This window comes from Sphingobium sp. 22B (genome assembly GCF_001580035.1).
Lineage (GTDB): Bacteria > Pseudomonadota > Alphaproteobacteria > Sphingomonadales > Sphingomonadaceae > Sphingobium > Sphingobium fuliginis.
In genome coordinates, this window is the sequence record NZ_LTAB01000006.1 from 217,048 (window position 1) to 233,941 (window position 16,894).

Genomic DNA, 16,894 nt, shown 5'->3' on the forward strand with positions numbered 1-16,894 from the left:
TTGCTCAAACCGCTGCGCGGGCCCGTAACGAAAAACCCTCCTCGGTGGAAGCGCCGGCCTTCTGCAGCTCGAAATCGAAGACGATGGTGGCGGCATCGCCCTGCCGGTTCGGCACGGGCAGCAGGCCTTCCCGCGTGGCGAAGGCGAAATCGTCCGCCGCGAACGGATCGTCCCCGAAGTTGATCTGCGTCGTCAGCGTGCGATAGCCGGGCGCCTCGACGAAGAAATGCACATGGGCCGGGCGGTTGCCATGGCGGCCCAGCGCCCGCATCAGCCGGTCGGTCGCCCCGCCGGGCGGCACGCTATAGCCGTTGGGCATCTTCGAATGGAAGCTGTAGCGCCCGTCGCTGCCGATCCGGATGCGGCGGCGGTTGTTGAAGGGCGTCTGCTCGCCGGTCGGGTCGAAATGCGAATACCAGCCCTGCGAATTGGCGTGCCAGACGTGCAGGATCGCACCCTCGACAGGCTCCCCCCCGGGCCCCCTGATCACGCCGCTCATGTACAGCGTGCCGGTATCGTCGGGATCGTCGCTCAGGTTGACGTCCCCCTCCACCAGCGGCGCGCCCGCGACATAGAGCGGCCCTTCGATGGTGCGCGGCGTCCCCCCGGTCCTGCCCGCCTCGGCATCCCGGGCGTCCATCAGCAGGTCCATGAAATGCTCCAGCCCCACGCCCGGCACGATCAGGCCGAATTCGGCGGCGCCTTCCTGGAAATACTGGATCGCGGCCCAGAATTCGCTTTCGCTCACATCATGGCGGACGATGGTCCTCATCACCGCTTCGGCCAGCTCGCGGACGATGGCCTTCAGCCGCCCGTCGCCGCCTTCGGCATCGAGGCCGCTGGCCCGGTCGAGCAGGGCCTGGACCGCTGCGCCGTTCACGAAATCTTCGGTCATGTTCACCTCTCCGGAAGTTTGAATATCAGCGATCGTCGTCGTGGAGCGAGGAAGGATGGCGGCACAGCGCCGTCACCTTCACCTCCATGAAGGGATAGAGCGGCAGGCTGGTCAGCAGGTCGTGGAGCTGCGCATTGTCCTCCACATCGAAGATGCTGACATTGCTGTACTGGCCCACCACCCGCCAGATGTGCCGCCATGTCCCGTCGCGCTGCAACTGCTGGAAACGCGCCTTTTCCGCGGCCTTCAACTGCTCGAAGCGCGCCGGGTCGCAACCGTGCGGAACATGGACATCCATGGTTACGTGAAACAGCATCGGCCTATCCCTTCGCCTGCCCGGAAAGAAGGACGGTGGTGCGCGCGGGCGCGTCGCGGCGGAAGGCGGCGACCGCGTCGGGGTTCAGCGCGATGCCAAGGCCCGGCCCGTCCGGCACGGCAAGGCTGTAGTCCGAATAGTCCAGCGGCTGCGCCAGCACCTCCTCGGTCAGCAGCAGCGGCCCGAACAGCTCCGTCCCGAAGGCGAGATCGGCGAAGGTCGCGAACAACTGCGCCGACGCGACCGTCCCCACGCCCCCCTCCAGCATGGTGCCGCCATAGAGCGCCACGCCCGCCGCTTCGGCAATGGCCGCCAGCCCCCTGGCGGCCGTCAGCCCCCCGGCCTGCGCGATCTTGATCGCGAACACGTCGGCGGCCCCGGCGGCGGCATAGGCAAAGCCCGTCTCCGGCCCGTACAGCGCCTCGTCCGCCATCACCGCCAGGCGGCCCATCGCGGTCAGCCGCGCCATGCCCGAAAGGCTGCTCGCCCTGATCGGCTGCTCCACCAGGTCGACGCCCGCATCGGCCAGCATCGCCAGCCCGCGCTTGGCCGTCACCTCGCTCCACGCCTGGTTCACGTCGACCCGCACGCTGGCCCGGTCGCCCAGCGCCTTCTTGATCGCCGCCACATGCGCGACATCGGCCTCCAGCGGGCGCTTCCCGATCTTGAGCTTGAAGGCGTCGTGGCGGCGCGACGCCAGCATCGCCTCCGCCTCCTCTATGTCGCGCGCCGTATCGCCGCTGGCCAGCGTCCAGAGCACCGGCAACCGGTCGCGCACCCGCCCGCCCAGCAATTCGCTGACCGGCACGCCCAGCCGCTTGCCCTGCGCATCGAGCAGCGCCGTCTCCACCGCGTTCCTGGCGAAATGATTGGCGGCGATCTCCCTGCGCAGCCGGGCCATGATCGCGGCCGGGCGCGTCGCGTCCGCCCCGGTCAGGACCGGCGCGAAATAGGTGTCGACGGCCAGCTTGATGCCCTCCGGACTTTCCGCGCCATAGCTGAGGCCGCCAATGGTCGTTCCCTCGCCTATCCCCTCCACCCCGTCGGAACAGACCAGCCGGACGATGACCATCGCCTGCGACCGCATCGTCGCGACCGACAGCACATGCGGCCGGATGGTCGGCACGTCGAGTATGAAGGCCTCGACGCTATCGATGGTGATGGAGGACGCCATGAATTCTCCGTTGCAGTCCAGAACAGATAGAAAGGCCGATCGGCAAGGGAAAATGCCGTTTCGGTTCGATTTCATACCGGCAAGGTATCAGACACCCGGCTCGATGCTCTCGACGCGCCGTACCAGCCGGGCGGCCATGGACGACCGGACCGGCCGCCCCGCAATGATCTTGCGCCAGCTATTATAGCTGATGCCGAACCGCGCGTTCAGCGCCTCGTCGGTCCGGCCGGTCTCCAGATGCAGCATGCGGTCCACGACATCGCGGCCGATGACGACCGATCCCGGCATTTTCGCCCCGCTCATGGCGATCACGCCTGCGTGCCATATTGCCGCCGCACCAGCTCCGCCACGCCCATCCGCTCCAGGATCGGCGTCGGACAGAGGAAGGTGACGCGCACCACGCCGGGCAACCGGCTGATCTCGATCGATCCCGCGATGGTCGCCCGGTTGAGGATCTCGTCATAGGGCAATCCCGTCACCTCGGCGGCGCGGGTCAGCCCGTTCCTGGTCGCGTCGTTCAGCGTCGGCCCCGAACCGATGAAGGTGATCGGCGCATTGTCCTCTATCACCTTCTGCCCATGGCGCTCGGCCAGCCGCCCGACCGCCGCGCGCTCCTCCCGGCTCATCGGCTGCGCCAGAAAGGGCAGGTCGTCGCGATGCTGCAACAGGATCGGGCCGTCCAGCTTCAGCCCCTTGATCACCTTCACTTCCAGTTCGACCACGCCCGACACGTCGGTGGCATGGCCGGCAATCTCGCCATTGCCCTGCTGCGCATGCATGTCGCCCATATAGACGCCGCCGCCGGGCACCTTGACCGGGCAGATGAGGATCGCGCCCTCCCGCACCGAATTGGTGTCCATATGCCCGTCCGTCTTGTGCCGGTCCAACTCCTCCTGCGTGAAGCTGTAGCCATGCGGCGCATCGATCAGGAACGACCCGAAATCCCCCGCATTATGCGAATCCGGCAGGTCGCGGGACGGCGCCGTGCCGATATTGCCCAGGAAAGGCCGCATGCGGCTCGCCAGGCCCGCAATATCCGCCCGCGCCAGCGCCAGGATCGAATGCTGGTCCGCCCCGTCCGGAATGGCCGCAATATTCCGCGCATCCCCGGCGATCCGTTCCGCGACATCCTTGCTTACGGTCAGCGAAACGTTGTTTTCCCGGTCCAGCACGATGACATAGCCGTTGGAAAAGCGGAACGCATTCACCTCCGCCCCGCAATTGTCGCAGCGCACCGCCTCGTCCCCAATGCCTTCGATATGGCTGGACGGCGCGGTCGTGCCGCAACTCGGGCACAGCTTCGCGACGAAGGGATCGCCCACATAGCGCCCCTCGACAAATTCCATCACGCCCGAAGAGGTGGCGAGCGACGTCACCCGCACGGTCTTCAGCGTGATGGCGATGGCGTCCCCGACCTCCGCCCCTTCGACCAGCACGGGACGGGTGACTTCATGCCCGCCCTGGAATTTCGGCGTGATCATCGGCCCCCAGCAGCCCGGCGGCGTGCCGGTGCGGATGGTGCCGCCGTCGCGAACGGTCCCGGCCGGCGCGATGCCCGGCCCGACGATCCCGCCGCTATAGTCATGAACCTCGATATGCGAACGCGCGTCAGACATTGGAACTACCCTTTGTTGCTATGGGACCGCTCAGTTTCCGTGGGACCGCTCAAAGCGCGGCATCGCCATCCATGCGCACGAAGCGCCGCGCATCGAAGCTGAAGGGAACGGCGCTGCTGCCCCCGTAAAGCTCATGATGCGGCGACGCCTCGGCAAAGGCGCAGGCGAGCAGGAAGAGATTATGGACATCCTCCGGCATGCCGCTGGCGGGATGCTCCGACAACAGCCGCAATATTGCGTCCAGACGCGGCATCATCGCCTCATACAGCGCCCTGAAATCGGCGGCGCTGGCGCTCCAGCGTATCTCGCTGCGCTCATTCTCGCTGGGCCGCGCCCAATGGGCGGCCAGCGGCGCCAGATCGGCAAAGGGCGCGGGGAGTATCGGGTCGGTCATGCTATGCTTCCTCAAGCCGCGAGATAGGTGTCGAGCGTGCGCGCCGCGTGGCGGATCAGAAATTCCTGATCCATCAACTGCATCGCGTCGATCGATCCGGACATGATGCCGGCGAAAGTGTCCTCCATGGTGGCGGTATCCTCCAGCCAGGCATTCCGATGCAGCGCGTTCACATGCTGCTGCGCCACCTGTTCCGCCGCATTCTGGGCAGGCCGGAAATAGTTGATCCCCTCCCACAGCGTCCGCCCATGGTCGAGCGGCCAGAATTGATGCGTGAAGAAGGACATGCCCGGATAGCCGCAGCCCGACGCCAGATGGATGATGAAATTGGGGAAGAGGTTGGGCAGTTCGAACTGGAAATCCGCCCGCCGCTCCGGGTTGATCGCGGGCGGCAACTGGTCGGGCCGCGGGCGATGGCGCTCGGTCGTGCTCAGCATCGACGCGAAGGCCAGCGTCGAGGGCGCCGTGTCCATCCCCGCCCCATAGATGGTGGAGGAGGCATGCGGCCCCATCAGCTTGAAATCGCCATGCTCCACCCCCTTGAAGCCCGGCAGCGATCCGGCATGGATGGTCGGCACATGATAGCCTTCGCTGAAGGCGTAATGGGCGACCTTCCAGTTGCAGTTCAGCACCGTCGAATAGCGGAAGGCGGTGGTCGATTCCGCATAGGGATAGCCGCCGAACAACCGGCCGAAATCGCCCAGATAGTCGGTCAGCGTCTGCGCCGGTTCGGCGTCGAAATGGATGAAGACGAAACCTTCCCAGCTATCGCAATGGATTTCGCGCAGGCCAAGACAGGCGGTATCCAGCTTGCCGAACTTCTCCTTCATCGGCACGGAACGCATCGGCCCGTCGGTCGAAAACACCCAGCCATGGAAGCGGCAGGTGACGACATTGGCGCGCGACCGCCCGAAAGTCTCGAAACCGCTGCTCGGAACGACCTTGTTCCCGCGATGGGTGCAGACATTGTGGAAGGCCCTGATCCGCCCGTCCTTGCCCCGCACGATCAGCACGGATGCGTCCGCCACCGGCAGTTCCTTGACCTTATAGTCGCCGACATGGGGCAGTTCCCAACTTGTCGCGACCTTCAACCAGGTCTTGCGGAAGATTTTCTCCCGTTCAAGCTCGTAAATGGCCGGATCGCTGATCGCCCGCACCGATACCGGATCGACGCCCAGTTCTTCGCGAATATCATCGACGCTGCGGTTGATATGGCGCAAGTCTTCCGCCGTGCATGTCGTGGTCATCCTACTCTCCGATATTTTCCGTAAACTCTATCGCTTCTTCGCCACAGGACCCTGGGCAACAGCGTGCCGACCCGCCCCCGTTCGGGCTGAGCCTGTCGAAGCCCTCCTCTTTCCTGACAGGACATGCTCCAACTTCACGCATCTCCCAAAGCCTCCGGCTTGTCCCGCCACCCATCGGGATAGTGGGAGATCAGATCGGCCCGCAGTTCCAGCGCACCGAACCGCCAGCCGCCCGCCATCTTCCGCACGTCCGCGACATAGCGCCCGCCGATCCAATAGGCCCGCCCGCTGGCTGAGGTCGCAACCTCCCACAGCATGAATTCCACGCCCGCCCGCTCATAAGCGGGATCGAGCGTCACCTTGGGCGAAACCAGATAATGCAGGGTCCATCTGAACCCCTGCTCCGCATTGCCCGCTACGCCCTCAGCGATGGCGTCCCCGCCCGACAACACCCCATATCGGTCGACCCGGAAGACCGCATCCTCGGTGAAAAGCGGCCGCAGCATCTCCGCCGAAGGCCCTGCATCGAAGGCCCGCGAAAGGTCGACGATCAGCGCATCGATGTCGCGCAACGCCTCCAGCCGCTCGACCCTGCGTTCCCATATTTCCGCCATGCCGTCCTCGCCCGCCAGGGCGGACGCCGGGAAGACCGGCGCCCGCATGATTGTCAGAAGGTCCGGCGCGCGCTCAGGAACCATTCGCGGGGCCGCCCGAACGCCCCCTCCGTGATCCCGCCGAAGGAATCCACGAAGCCCGAACCCAGATAGACTTGCTTGGTCAGGTTCTTGACGCCCAGCGTGATCAGCCAGCTTTCCGGCTCGTCGCTATAGCCGATGGAGGCGTTCACCAGATGATAGCCCTTCTGGATCAGCAGCGGGCTGTTCACCGCGTCATTATAGACCTTCGACCGGTAGGACCAGTCGACCCGCGGCGTGAACCGGCCCACGCCGTCGACCCGGATGTCGTAGGATGCGCCCGCGCTCAGCGTCCATTTGGGCGCATTCTGCAAATGGGAATCCCTGGTCACGCCGCTGTTGAGCGCCCGGATGTCCACCTGCCGATATTTCGCGTCCAGATAGCCGAGCCCCGCCTCCAGCTTCATCGCCTCGGTCGGCCGCGCCTGCACTTCCAGCTCCAGCCCCTTGATGCGCGCCTTCGCCGCATTCTGGATGATCGGCGCGAAGCCCAGACGCGGATCGTTCACCGTGATCTGCAGATCGTCATAATCGTTGACGAAGGCCGCGCCGTTCACCCGCAGCCGCCGGTCGAACAGGTCGGACTTGAAGCCGACTTCATAGGTGGTGCTGGTCTCCGGCCGGAATGACGGAATATTGGCGAAGGGCGGGAAGACGCGCTGGGTGAAGCCGCCGCCCTTGAACCCCTGCGAATAGGATGCGTAGGTCAGGAATTCGGGCGACCAGCGATAGGAAAGGCTGGCCATCGGCGTCCAGGCGCGGTCCTTGATCGTCGTCCGTCCGGGCGGGCCCATCAGCGGATCGCCGTCCTGCAACCCCGACCCGTCGGGATTGAAGGGCTGCCCCGTCAGGAAGCCCGCCGCCACGACATATTGATTGCCATTGTCGAAGGTCTTCTTGTCCTCGGTCCAGCGTATGCCGCCGGTCAGGCTGAGATTATGGACGATCTCGAACGTCGCCTGACCGAAGGCGGCAAGGCTCCGTCCATCAAGGATCGCACCGCTCATGAAGACGGCGTCGACAATGTTGACCAGATCCTGGTGATTGCCGCTTTCCTTCGAATAATAGCCGCCGACGACCCAGTTCAAACGACTGTCGAGCGCATCGCCGATCAGTTGCAGTTCCTCCGAAAACTGATCCTGCTTCCAGTCGCTCTTGGTCTGGACGATGCTGGCCGGGCTATGATCGGAATCGCGGGTCCAGAAACCCGTCACCTTGCGATAGGCGGTGATGGACTTGGCCGACACATTGTCGCCCAGCCGCCATTCCACCGTGCCGGAAACGCCCCAGATGTTGAGGTCCGACGCCGACTGGTAACGCCGCTTCCCGAAATTGTCGAAGGTGCTGGAAATCGCCCGGAACGTGCCGCCATGGCGATAGGGCGCCTGCGCCCACTGGCTGTTGTAACAGCGCGTGTCGGACAGCCGGGCCGGGTTGGACAGGTCGGTGCAGATGCCCGCCGCGCCCGAATAAAGGCCGTTCCACACCTGTGCCGCCGGCGCGTTCTCATCGACCGCCAGCATGACGTTGGGCGCGGTTTCCTCCCGCGAACGCGTGCCGTCGACGGCGATGTTGATGGAAATCTCGCTCGTCGGCTCCAGCCGCAGCGCGAAACGCCCCGCCATCGTATTGGTGTCGCCCAGGTCCGGCGCCAGCGGCACCGTGCCTTTCACATAGCCGTCGCGCATATGATAGAAGCCCGAAAGGCTGGTATAGACCCCCTCGGCCAGCGGCACGTCGATGGAACTCTTGATCTGCACCCGGTCGTAGCTGCCGGTCGTCAGCTCCAGGCTGGCCCCCAGATCGTCGGCGGGCTTCTTCGTGACCACGCTCACCGCGCCCCCGATGGTGTTGCGGCCGAACAAAGTCCCCTGCGGCCCGCGCAACACTTCGATCCGCTCGACATTGAGGACGTCGAGCACATTGCCGACGCCGCGTGAAATATAGACGCCATCCAGATACAGTCCCACGCCCGGATCGGCGGAAAGCTGATAGTCATTCTGCCCGATGCCGCGAATGAAGATCGCCGCCGTGGCGTTGCTGGCCGATACCGGCACAGAACTGTTGAACTTCACATTCGGCGTGAAGTCTCCGATCTGCGTGACATTATCGATCCCCCGCTGCGCCAGACCTTCCGAAGTCACCGCCGATATGGAGATCGGCGTATCCTGAAGCGACTCCGCGCGGCGACGGGCGGTGACGGTGATTTCCGCGATACCGCTATTCTGGCTCGCAGCCGGGTCTTTCGGCGCCTGCTGCGCCAGAACGGGCGCTCCGGACGCCAGCGCCAGCCCGGCGACCAGCGCGCGCACCGAACCCGATTGCAGACGCCGGGCCGCGCGGCCGGACGATATGGGTTTGCAGCTTTCATCTTCCATTTTCGACTCCCCGTCTCGATTGGCATTTTGTTTTTCTGGTACCGCCATAATCGAACCCAGATCGGCCAGCCGCGCTAGCCTGATCCCGCGAAGTTCATCATCTGAGCGCGACGGAGTGAGGAACCGCGAAAAAGCCCTTCCGCACCGCTTCCGTCCCCCCGCGCCTTTGATGCGCCCCCAGGCTAAGGCGCACCGGATCGGGCTAGCGGGGCATGGCGCGCGCCGACATCATCCATGCCGATTTCACGCATTCGGAAGCCGCAACGACAACCGATGCAACGGCAAGGACAGGATGATGAACGACGCGCATCGCTGGTTACACGAACATCCCGAACTGGGATCGGGCCCCATCTCCATCGAACCCTATATCGACCCGGACTGGTATGAACGGGAACGGGAGAAGATATTCAGGAAGGTCTGGCTCTGCGTCGGCCGCGTCGACGAAATCCCCGACAGGGGCGATTACAAGGTCAAACGCCTCGCCGCCGCCGACACGTCGGTCATCCTGATGCGCGGCAAGGACGACGTCGTGCGCGCCCATCACAATGTCTGCGCCCATCGCGGCAACACCGTCGTCACCGAAACCGGCCCGGAAACCTTCGGCCGCAGCAAGGCGGCCATCGTCACCTGCCGCTTCCACGGCTGGGTCTATGGCGCGGACGGCGCGCTGAAACATGTGCCGAGCGAGGAACGCTTCTACCCATGTTTCGACAGGCAGCGGAACGGCCTGACCCCCATCCACACCGATGTCTGGGAAGGCTTCATCTTTGTCAACCTGGCCGAAAATCCGGACAACAGCCTGGCCGACTTTCTGGGCGACTATGCCGCGCATTTCGCGGGCTTCCCCTTTGCCGAACTCAGCTACCAGTTCACCTACCACACCGAACTGGAATGCAATTGGAAGGTCGCGCACGACGCCTTTGCGGAGGCCTATCATGTCGACACCATCCATGCCGGCTCCTTCCCCAACACCTTCTCCACCGGGCTGCAAAATGTGAAGCTGATGGGCCCGCACCGCAGCTGCGCCGTCTGCCTGACGCTGGGCGCGAAACCCACCCCGGTCGCGGGCATCGCCAATAACATTGCAGGCGCCTCGCTCGTCACCCAGCGCGCCGAAACCATGCTGCCCCCCGCGATCAACCCGGACAAGCGCGACGATTTCGCCTTCGAACTCAGCGTCCTCTTCCCCAACACGCTGATCCACGTGTCGGAGGGCATCTGGTTCACCCACCAATTCTGGCCCATCGCCCATAACCGCACGCTCTGGGAGGGCCGCTATTATGTCCGCCCGCCAAAGACCAACGCCGAACGCTGGGCCATCGAACATGCGATGACGCTTCAGCGCAACGCCTGGCTGGAGGATACCGCCACCATGGAGGACACGCAAAGGGCGATGCAGTCGCGCGCCAAGCTCGTCCAGAATCTCCAGGACGACGAAATCCTCATCCGCCACAGCGCCGCCGTGGTCGACCGATATGTCAATGCGTGAGGGGAAAAAGACCATGACGCAACCCACTTTGCCCACCGGCTTCGAAGACCTCTCCCCCCTTCTCGACTGGAACCTGCCCACCGCCGACCAGCGCCAGCGCAAGCGGCAGGCATCGAGCGCGGCGGAACTGCGCGCTTTCTACGACCGCATGCTGCCCCGCCTGCCGGACGCGCTGGCGGAGGTCGACCGCTTCCCGCTGGGCGCGCTGCCGGAAAGCCACCACGCCCTCTACAATCTCGCCCTCTCGCTGGCCGAGGTCGCCCCGCATATCGAACTATATTCCGGCTCCCCCGGCGTCCCCTATGCGTTCGAGGAGGCGCGCTTCCTCGCCGTCCATGGCGGGCAGGAGACATGGCGCGGGCTGCGCCCGATGGCCGCCTGAATATGGCCCCCCTGCCCATGGAGGAACGGCTGTTCCGCATCGAAGCGCGCCAGGAGATGGAAGGTCTCGTGGCGCGCTACGCCCACGGCGCGGACCGAAGGAACGACCCGGCGATCATGCGACCGCTGTTCCACGCGGACGCCACCTGGTTGGCGGAGGGCTTCGCCACCTTCCACGGCGCCGCCGCCATTGCCCGGGGCCTCGCCCGCATCGCCGCCGAACAGGTGCTGTGGTCGATCCACTATATGGTCGCCCCCCATGTCGAATTTATGGAAGACGCCCGCTCGGCGCGCTGCCGCTGGTATCTTTGGGAACTGTCCACCATGGCCGGGGACTCCGGTCCGGAAGACCGCTGGCTGGGCGGCTGGTACGACAGCCTGACAATATATGAGGAAGAAGAATGGAAATTCACGTCCGTGAAGCTGGACCTGCGCGTGCAGGGCGTGGCGACGCCCCCCTGGGCGATCAAGAAAGCGTTCGCCCCATGATCCGCCTCTGCGCAATCGACGATCTCAGCGAAGACGAAGTGCACCGCGTCGAACTGGACGGCGGCCACGGCATCGCCGTCTATCTGCTGGACGGGGAGGTGTTCGCCACCGACGACCTCTGCACCCATGGCGAAGCCTCGCTGGCGGAGGGCGAGATAGAGGATGGCAGGATCGTCTGCCCCTTCCACCTCGGCAGCTTCGACATCAGGACCGGCGCCCCCTGCGCGGCCCCCTGCTCCATCGCGCTCAAGACCTATGCGGTGGAGATCGTCGACGGCGCGGTGCATATCGCGCCCTGATGGCCGGTGCAGCGCTTAAGTCAAACCTCCACCCTGCTCCTGCGAAGGCAGGAACCCAGTCCCGCCGCTGGAACTGGACTCTCACGAGCCACTCGTCTCGTTCGAGTGCCTTCGCAGGAACAGGCTGCGCCTCAATCCCACCGGAACAGAACCGACACGCGCCCGCCCCTCACCCCTTCAACTGCCGCAACGTAGCCGAGGGCCGCTCCCCGAACCGCTCCGCATAGTCACGCGCGAATTTGCTCAGATGGCTGAACCCGCAGGCCAGCGCGACATCGGTCACGCTATGCCCCTCCTCCACGCCGCCCAGCAGCATCTTGCGCGCCAGGTCCAGCCGCACATTCTTGAGGTAGACCATCGGCGTCACCCCGCGAAACCGCCGGAACCCCGCATGCAGCGACCGCGCGCTGACCCCGGAAATCTCGATCATGTCGATCAGGGAGATCGCCTCGCACGCATGGCCCCGCACGAAATCCTCGACGCGCCGCACATAATAGGGCGCGGGCCCGGATGGCGCGCTGTCGAACAGTTCGGAATGATTGTGCGGCACCGCCGCCAGCAGCAGGCGCTTTAGCGTATCCTCCACCGCGCCGCTGGCGCGGGGATGGGTATAGCCCGTCAGCCCGTAATCGATGTCGTCGCAGATCGTCCGGACCAGATGGGCAAAGGCCTGCGCCGCCCCCACCAGCGGCACCGGCCGGGTCGAAAAGACCAGATCGTCCGGCCGGAACCCCAGTTCGCTCGCCAGCACCTGCTCCAGATCGGCCTTGGGTATCTTGATGGTGAAATGCTTGTAGCCCGCCTCGAACGTCTGGCGGAAATGCGAATCCGGGGCCAGCACGCACATCTCGCCGGGCGCCAGGCTGAAACTGTCCCTGTCATGGGTGATGAAGGACGTGCCCGTCAGCGAGAATTGCACCAGATAGATCTGCCCCATCTGCGGCACGTCGATGGAAATCCGCCCGAAGGGATTGCCATAATCCTGCGCGTTGAAGGTCAGCGCCTTCAACTGCGCCTGATTGTGGCGGAAATCGATCGGCGGCCGCCCGCCCTGCACGTCCAGCCTGTGGGGGCAGAACATCCGGCTCATATGCGCCTCGACATCGCCCGCGTCGGTGCTGCTGAACCTGTTCCACTGAACCAGCGGAAGCGCCTCGCCATTCCAGAAGCGGCTCGGCGCAGCCATTTGCGTCAACATGCTCGTCCTCCCTGGCCCGGTCCCCGACCCGGCTTGAAACGCCTGCCTCGCTCCGGTGGATGCTGCCCACCCCGGCGACGGATCATCGACACGGCCCTCCCTCGGCTGCATCGACATCCGGAAAATGACGCGCCGGACGTGGCGGTCCCGCGATCCGGAACGCAGCGTGCCGGAAGCGCGGACGACCGCCCTTTGCAGGCCGTCATGGCTGGATGTCGTTACAGCCTCGTCCCTTTCGCGATGACACTCTTATTACAGGGCCGGGTCAAGCCTGCCGCCCGAAAAGACCGCGCGATCAGGGCAAGGCCTGCGCTCAGGGGATAGTGGCAGCGGCGATTTTGGCCCAGCTTCGAAGCATCGGCATGGGCTGTCGCCGGCCCGAACGATCCGCAATGTCGATGGGAAACAGGCCGTTGCCCCTCGCCGCCCGGCAATCCGTTCGCGCGGCGCGGCGGCGGCGCGCCCGCGACGGCCCGGAAACGCGCCGGATCGTCGCCCGGCGACCGCGCACAGGGGAGGAGAATCGCATTGAACGAGCAAACGGACGTCCTCATCGTCGGCGGCGGCCATGCGGGCGCGCATCTGGCCATTGCGCTGCGGCAGAAGGGCTTTGCCGGCAGCATCGCCGTGGCGGGCGAAGAGGACTGCCTGCCCTATGACCGCCCTCCCCTCTCCAAGGCCTATCTGGTCGGCGCCATGCAGATCGACCGGCTGCTGCTGCGGGACAGCGGCTATTGGGACGAACAGCGGGTCCGGTTCGAACTGGGATGCAGGGTCCGTTCGCTCGATCCCGCCGGGCGGCGCGCCGAACTGGACGATGGCCGGACGATCCGCTTCGGATGGTGCGTGCTGGCGACGGGCGGCAGGGCGCGCGCCCTGCGCTGCCCCGGTTCCGGCCTGCCGGGCATCCATCATCTGCGCACCGTCGCGGATGTGGACGCCATTCGGGCGGGGCTTCGCGGCGGTCGCCGGGTCGGCCTCGTCGGCGCGGGCTATGTCGGGCTGGAGGTCGCGGCGGCGGCGCGCGAAATGGGGCATGAAGTCGTCGTCGTGGAGGCGCAGCCCCGCGTCCTCCAGCGCGTCACCTCCCCCCTGCTCTCCGATTTCTTCGAACGGCAGCATCGCCGCCGGGGCGTCGACCTGCGCCTGGGCGAACGGATTGCGGGCTTTTCCGGCGCGGATCGCGTCTCTGCCATCCGCCTGGCCTCGGGCAGGGAAATCCCCGTCGACATCGCCATCGTCGGCATCGGCATCGATGCGGAAACGGCGCTCGCGGAACAGGCGGGCATCGCCTGCGACGGCGGCGTGCTGGTCGACGGATATTGCCGGACCTCGGCGGAAGGCATATTGGCGATAGGCGACTGCGCGCGGCACCCCAATCCCCATGCGGGCGGGCTCTGGCGGCTCGAATCCGTGCAGCATGCGATGGATTCCGCCGCCACCGCCGCCGACACCATATTGGGGGCGCCGGCCGAATATCGCGCGCTGCCGACCTTCTGGTCCGACCAGTATGACATCAGGCTGCAATCCGCCGGCCTCAACCGGGACGCCGACGACATGGTCGTGCGCGGCGATCCGGAAAACGGTCCGTTCACCGCCCTGTATCTGCGCGGGGGCCGGGTGATCGCGGTCGACGCCATCAACAGCCCCAGGGATTTCATGGGCGCCCGCACCCTGATCCTGAAAGGCGTCGCGGTCGACCGGACAAAGCTGGCCGATCCCGCCATCCCCGTGAAGATGGCGGCCTGAACGCCCGATCTCCCGCCGAAGGCGGCGGTCGGGGATCGGCCCGCGCCCCTATAAGCGCTCCCGCATCTCCCGCGTCACCTCCTCCAGAAAATCCGCCGCCGCCCGCACCCTGGGCAGCCTCTGCAGATCGGCATGCATCACCAGCCAATAGCTGCGCCACACCTCCATCGACTCCGGAAACAACTGCACCAGCCGCTCGTCCTCCGCCGCCGCGAAGACATGCAGCACGCCCAGCCCCATCCCCGCCGCCACCGCCGCATGCTGCGCGGCGCTGGAACTGGCGCGGAAGACGATGGCCGCGCCGGGCAACAGCTGGTCCAGCGCGATCATCTCCGCGAACCCGGCCAGTTCCTCGATATAGGAAACGAAGACATGACGGCTCAGGTCGCCCCGCCCCGTCGGCACCCCCTCCCGCGCCAGATAGGCTTTCGACGCATAGAGCCCCAGCCGGTAATCGGCCAGCTTGCGCGTCACGAACCGCCCCTTGGGCGGCGGCTTCAGCATCACGGCGATCTCCGCCTCCCGCCGCGACAGGCTGGCCGCCTTGCTTTCGGACGCAAGCTCCAGCGTCAGGCGCGGATGCCGCTCCCGCAACTCGGCCACGCGCGGCGCGATCAGATGGCTGGCAAAGGCCTCCGGCGTGGCGAGCCGCACCGTCCCCTCCACCTCCCGGTCGCGCCCCGCGACGCTGCTCATCGCGGCGAGCAGCTCGCTCTCGATCCGCTCGGCATGGGAAACCAGCGCGAAGGCGGCGGGCGTGGGCGTCACCCCGCGCGGGCTGCGGTCGAACAGCCGCGCGCCCAGCGTCGCCTCCATATTGGTCAGGCGCCGGGCGACCGTGCTATGATCCACCCCGACCCGGCGCGCGGCGGCCAGCATGTTGCCCTCCCGCATCACGGCCAGGAACAGGCGCAGTTCGTCGGAATTCAGCATGGGCAAATCCGCACAACCAATGTGTCCACATACTCGTATATCTGCAAAGCTGACCCGTCTATACCAAAGCCATCCACCGGCAGGAGAGGAAACCGGAAAAATGCGTTCAATTACTCATTTCATTCATGGACAATCCGCCCCGCTCGCCGGCGCCCGCCTGTCCGACGTGCTGAACCCCGCCACCGGCGCGGTCCAGGCGCAAGTCGAACTCGCCACCGCCGCCCATCTCCAGAAGGCGGTGGATTCCGCCCTCGCCGCCCAGCCCGAATGGGCCGCCACCAACCCCCAGCGCCGCGCCCGCGTCATGTTCCGCTTCAAGGAACTGATCGAACAGAATATGGACGAACTGGCCGTCCTGCTCTCCTCCGAACATGGCAAGGTCGTCGCTGATGCCAGGGGCGACATCCAGCGCGGCCTGGAAGTCGTCGAATTCGCCTGCGGCATCCCCCATCTGCTGAAGGGCGAATACACCCAGGGCGCGGGTCCGGGCATCGACGTCTATTCCATGCGCCAGCCGCTGGGCATCGCCGCTGGCATCACCCCCTTCAACTTCCCCGCGATGATCCCCCTCTGGATGAGCGCCATGGCCATCGCCTGCGGCAACGCCTTCATCCTCAAGCCCTCGGAACGCGACCCCTCCGTCCCGGTGCGCCTCGCTGAACTCGCCATGGAGGCAGGCATGCCCGCCGGCATCCTGAACGTCGTCCATGGCGACAAGGAGATGGTCGACGCCATTCTCGACCATCCCGCCATCAAGGCGGTCAGCTTCGTCGGATCGTCCGACATCGCCAATTACGTCTATGCCCGCGGCGCGCAGAACGGCAAGCGCGTGCAGGCGATGGGCGGCGCCAAGAATCACGGCATCATCCTGCCCGACGCCGACATGGATCAGGCAGTGGCCGACATCGTCGGCGCGGCCTATGGTTCGGCGGGCGAACGCTGCATGGCGCTGCCGGTGGTCGTGCCGGTGGGCGAAGCCACGGCCGACGCCTTCCGCGCCAAGCTGCTGGACGCCATCGAAACGCTCCGTCCCGGCATCCCGACCGATCCCGACGCGCAATATGGCCCGCTGGTCACCGGCGTGCACAAGGCCCGTGTCGAAAGCTATATCCAAATGGCCGCCGACGAAGGTGCGGAGATCGTGGTCGACGGACGCGGCTTCTCGCTTCAGGGCTATGAGGAGGGCTTCTATCTCGCCCCGACGCTGATCGACCGGGTGACGCCGCAGATGAAAAGCTATCAGGACGAGATTTTCGGCCCCGTGCTCCAGATCCTGCGCGCCCAGACCTTCGAGGAGGCGCTCAGCTATCCGTCGAAGCATCAATATGGCAATGGCGTCGCCATCTTCACCCGCAACGGCGACTATGCCCGCAAGTTCGCCGCCGATGTCGAAGTCGGCATGGTCGGCATCAACGTGCCGATCCCGGTGCCGGTCGCCTATCACAGCTTCGGCGGCTGGAAGCGTTCGGGCTTCGGCGATCTCGACCAGTACGGCATGGACGGCGTGCGCTTCTACACCCGCACCAAGAAGATCACACAGCGCTGGCCCGACGGCGGCGCGGTGATCGACCAGAGCTTCGTCATCCCGACGATGCGATAGGCTTCTGCCCGGCAGGGGAACGGAAGCGCCCGCTTGTCCGT

General features: G+C 65.7%; 17 protein-coding genes. 6 read left to right on the forward strand and 11 right to left on the reverse strand.

Annotated elements, in window-relative coordinates; translation table 11 throughout:
* Positions 1–4: 4 nt before the first annotated feature.
* From A0J57_RS08290 to A0J57_RS08330, 9 genes are all read right to left on the reverse strand, one after another.
* Complete coding sequence (locus tag A0J57_RS08290; protein WP_061937024.1) at positions 5–895, reverse strand: dioxygenase; 891 nt, start codon at positions 893–895, stop codon at positions 5–7.
* A 25-nt stretch (positions 896–920) separates the two neighbouring features.
* Positions 921–1,211 carry a muconolactone Delta-isomerase gene (gene catC / locus A0J57_RS08295; protein ID WP_061937027.1) on the reverse strand — a complete coding sequence of 97 codons (291 nt, stop codon included), beginning with the start codon at positions 1,209–1,211 and terminating at the stop codon, positions 921–923.
* 4 nt (positions 1,212–1,215) lie between these two features.
* Complete coding sequence (locus tag A0J57_RS08300) at positions 1,216–2,385, reverse strand: muconate/chloromuconate family cycloisomerase (protein ID WP_048575204.1); 1,170 nt, start codon at positions 2,383–2,385, stop codon at positions 1,216–1,218.
* 87 nt (positions 2,386–2,472) lie between these two features.
* Positions 2,473–2,688, reverse strand: a complete 216-nt coding sequence (locus tag A0J57_RS08305) for a hypothetical protein (protein WP_025548496.1) — start codon at positions 2,686–2,688, stop codon at positions 2,473–2,475.
* A 5-nt stretch (positions 2,689–2,693) separates the two neighbouring features.
* The gene (locus tag A0J57_RS08310; RefSeq protein WP_061937030.1) at positions 2,694–4,001 is read right to left on the reverse strand and encodes an acetamidase/formamidase family protein; all 1,308 of its coding nucleotides are present in this window, start codon (positions 3,999–4,001) and stop codon (positions 2,694–2,696) included.
* Between the two features lie 49 nt (positions 4,002–4,050).
* Positions 4,051–4,395, reverse strand: a complete 345-nt coding sequence (locus tag A0J57_RS08315) for a hypothetical protein (RefSeq protein ID WP_025548494.1) — start codon at positions 4,393–4,395, stop codon at positions 4,051–4,053.
* Between the two features lie 11 nt (positions 4,396–4,406).
* A complete protein-coding gene (locus tag A0J57_RS08320) occupies positions 4,407–5,642 on the reverse strand; it encodes an aromatic ring-hydroxylating dioxygenase subunit alpha (protein ID WP_061937033.1) in 1,236 nt (411 codons plus the stop codon).
* Positions 5,643–5,776: 134 nt separating this feature from the next.
* A complete protein-coding gene (locus A0J57_RS08325) occupies positions 5,777–6,304 on the reverse strand; it encodes a nuclear transport factor 2 family protein (protein ID WP_235600818.1) in 528 nt (175 codons plus the stop codon).
* Between the two features lie 5 nt (positions 6,305–6,309).
* Positions 6,310–8,715 (reverse strand): TonB-dependent receptor, encoded by a 2,406-nt coding sequence (locus A0J57_RS08330; RefSeq protein WP_061937036.1) that lies wholly within the window; start codon positions 8,713–8,715, stop codon positions 6,310–6,312.
* A 295-nt stretch (positions 8,716–9,010) separates the two neighbouring features.
* Here A0J57_RS08330 and A0J57_RS08335 point away from each other — a divergent pair, with 295 nt between their 5' ends.
* From A0J57_RS08335 to A0J57_RS08350, 4 genes are read left to right on the forward strand one after another with little or no spacing between them, the layout of a single operon-like run.
* Positions 9,011–10,204 (forward strand): aromatic ring-hydroxylating dioxygenase subunit alpha, encoded by a 1,194-nt coding sequence (locus tag A0J57_RS08335; protein WP_061937039.1) that lies wholly within the window; start codon positions 9,011–9,013, stop codon positions 10,202–10,204.
* A 13-nt stretch (positions 10,205–10,217) separates the two neighbouring features.
* Positions 10,218–10,586 (forward strand): hypothetical protein, encoded by a 369-nt coding sequence (locus tag A0J57_RS08340; protein WP_061937042.1) that lies wholly within the window; start codon positions 10,218–10,220, stop codon positions 10,584–10,586.
* A complete protein-coding gene (locus tag A0J57_RS08345) occupies positions 10,556–11,074 on the forward strand; it encodes a nuclear transport factor 2 family protein (protein ID WP_061937045.1) in 519 nt (172 codons plus the stop codon). Before A0J57_RS08340 ends, A0J57_RS08345 begins: the two co-directional genes overlap by 31 nt.
* Positions 11,071–11,373, forward strand: a complete 303-nt coding sequence (locus tag A0J57_RS08350; protein ID WP_061937048.1) for a non-heme iron oxygenase ferredoxin subunit — start codon at positions 11,071–11,073, stop codon at positions 11,371–11,373. Before A0J57_RS08345 ends, A0J57_RS08350 begins: the two co-directional genes overlap by 4 nt.
* Before the next feature lie 169 nt (positions 11,374–11,542).
* Here A0J57_RS08350 and A0J57_RS08355 read toward each other — a convergent pair whose 3' ends face one another.
* Entirely contained in the window at positions 11,543–12,571 is a 1,029-nt protein-coding gene (locus tag A0J57_RS08355) for an AraC family transcriptional regulator (protein WP_044660980.1), read from the reverse strand.
* A 528-nt stretch (positions 12,572–13,099) separates the two neighbouring features.
* Between A0J57_RS08355 and A0J57_RS08360 the strand changes: the two genes are divergently transcribed.
* Positions 13,100–14,320 (forward strand): NAD(P)/FAD-dependent oxidoreductase, encoded by a 1,221-nt coding sequence (locus A0J57_RS08360; protein WP_061937051.1) that lies wholly within the window; start codon positions 13,100–13,102, stop codon positions 14,318–14,320.
* Between the two features lie 48 nt (positions 14,321–14,368).
* Here the strand turns inward: A0J57_RS08360 and A0J57_RS08365 are convergent, their stop codons facing one another.
* Positions 14,369–15,253: a LysR family transcriptional regulator gene (locus tag A0J57_RS08365; RefSeq protein ID WP_061937054.1), complete on the reverse strand. Its 885-nt coding sequence runs from the start codon at positions 15,251–15,253 to the stop codon at positions 14,369–14,371.
* Between the two features lie 100 nt (positions 15,254–15,353).
* Between A0J57_RS08365 and A0J57_RS08370 the strand changes: the two genes are divergently transcribed.
* Complete coding sequence (locus A0J57_RS08370; RefSeq protein WP_061937058.1) at positions 15,354–16,853, forward strand: CoA-acylating methylmalonate-semialdehyde dehydrogenase; 1,500 nt, start codon at positions 15,354–15,356, stop codon at positions 16,851–16,853.
* The last annotated feature ends 41 nt before the right edge of the window (positions 16,854–16,894 follow it).

Coding starts and splice junctions, on each gene's coding strand:
- catC (WP_061937027.1), bottom strand. CDS start 1,211: ATGCTGTTTCACGTAACCATGGATGTCCATGTTCCGCACGGTTGCGAC.
- A0J57_RS08345 (WP_061937045.1), top strand. CDS start 10,556: ATGGCGCGGGCTGCGCCCGATGGCCGCCTGAATATGGCCCCCCTGCCC.
- A0J57_RS08335 (WP_061937039.1), top strand. CDS start 9,011: ATGAACGACGCGCATCGCTGGTTACACGAACATCCCGAACTGGGATCG.
- A0J57_RS08350 (WP_061937048.1), top strand. CDS start 11,071: ATGATCCGCCTCTGCGCAATCGACGATCTCAGCGAAGACGAAGTGCAC.
- A0J57_RS08325 (WP_235600818.1), bottom strand. CDS start 6,304: ATGCGGGCGCCGGTCTTCCCGGCGTCCGCCCTGGCGGGCGAGGACGGC.
- A0J57_RS08315 (WP_025548494.1), bottom strand. CDS start 4,395: ATGACCGACCCGATACTCCCCGCGCCCTTTGCCGATCTGGCGCCGCTG.
- A0J57_RS08300 (WP_048575204.1), bottom strand. CDS start 2,385: ATGGCGTCCTCCATCACCATCGATAGCGTCGAGGCCTTCATACTCGAC.
- A0J57_RS08355 (WP_044660980.1), bottom strand. CDS start 12,571: ATGTTGACGCAAATGGCTGCGCCGAGCCGCTTCTGGAATGGCGAGGCG.
- A0J57_RS08330 (WP_061937036.1), bottom strand. CDS start 8,715: ATGGAAGATGAAAGCTGCAAACCCATATCGTCCGGCCGCGCGGCCCGG.
- A0J57_RS08370 (WP_061937058.1), top strand. CDS start 15,354: ATGCGTTCAATTACTCATTTCATTCATGGACAATCCGCCCCGCTCGCC.
- A0J57_RS08340 (WP_061937042.1), top strand. CDS start 10,218: ATGACGCAACCCACTTTGCCCACCGGCTTCGAAGACCTCTCCCCCCTT.
- A0J57_RS08310 (WP_061937030.1), bottom strand. CDS start 4,001: ATGTCTGACGCGCGTTCGCATATCGAGGTTCATGACTATAGCGGCGGG.
- A0J57_RS08290 (WP_061937024.1), bottom strand. CDS start 895: ATGACCGAAGATTTCGTGAACGGCGCAGCGGTCCAGGCCCTGCTCGAC.
- A0J57_RS08305 (WP_025548496.1), bottom strand. CDS start 2,688: ATGAGCGGGGCGAAAATGCCGGGATCGGTCGTCATCGGCCGCGATGTC.
- A0J57_RS08320 (WP_061937033.1), bottom strand. CDS start 5,642: ATGACCACGACATGCACGGCGGAAGACTTGCGCCATATCAACCGCAGC.
- A0J57_RS08365 (WP_061937054.1), bottom strand. CDS start 15,253: ATGCTGAATTCCGACGAACTGCGCCTGTTCCTGGCCGTGATGCGGGAG.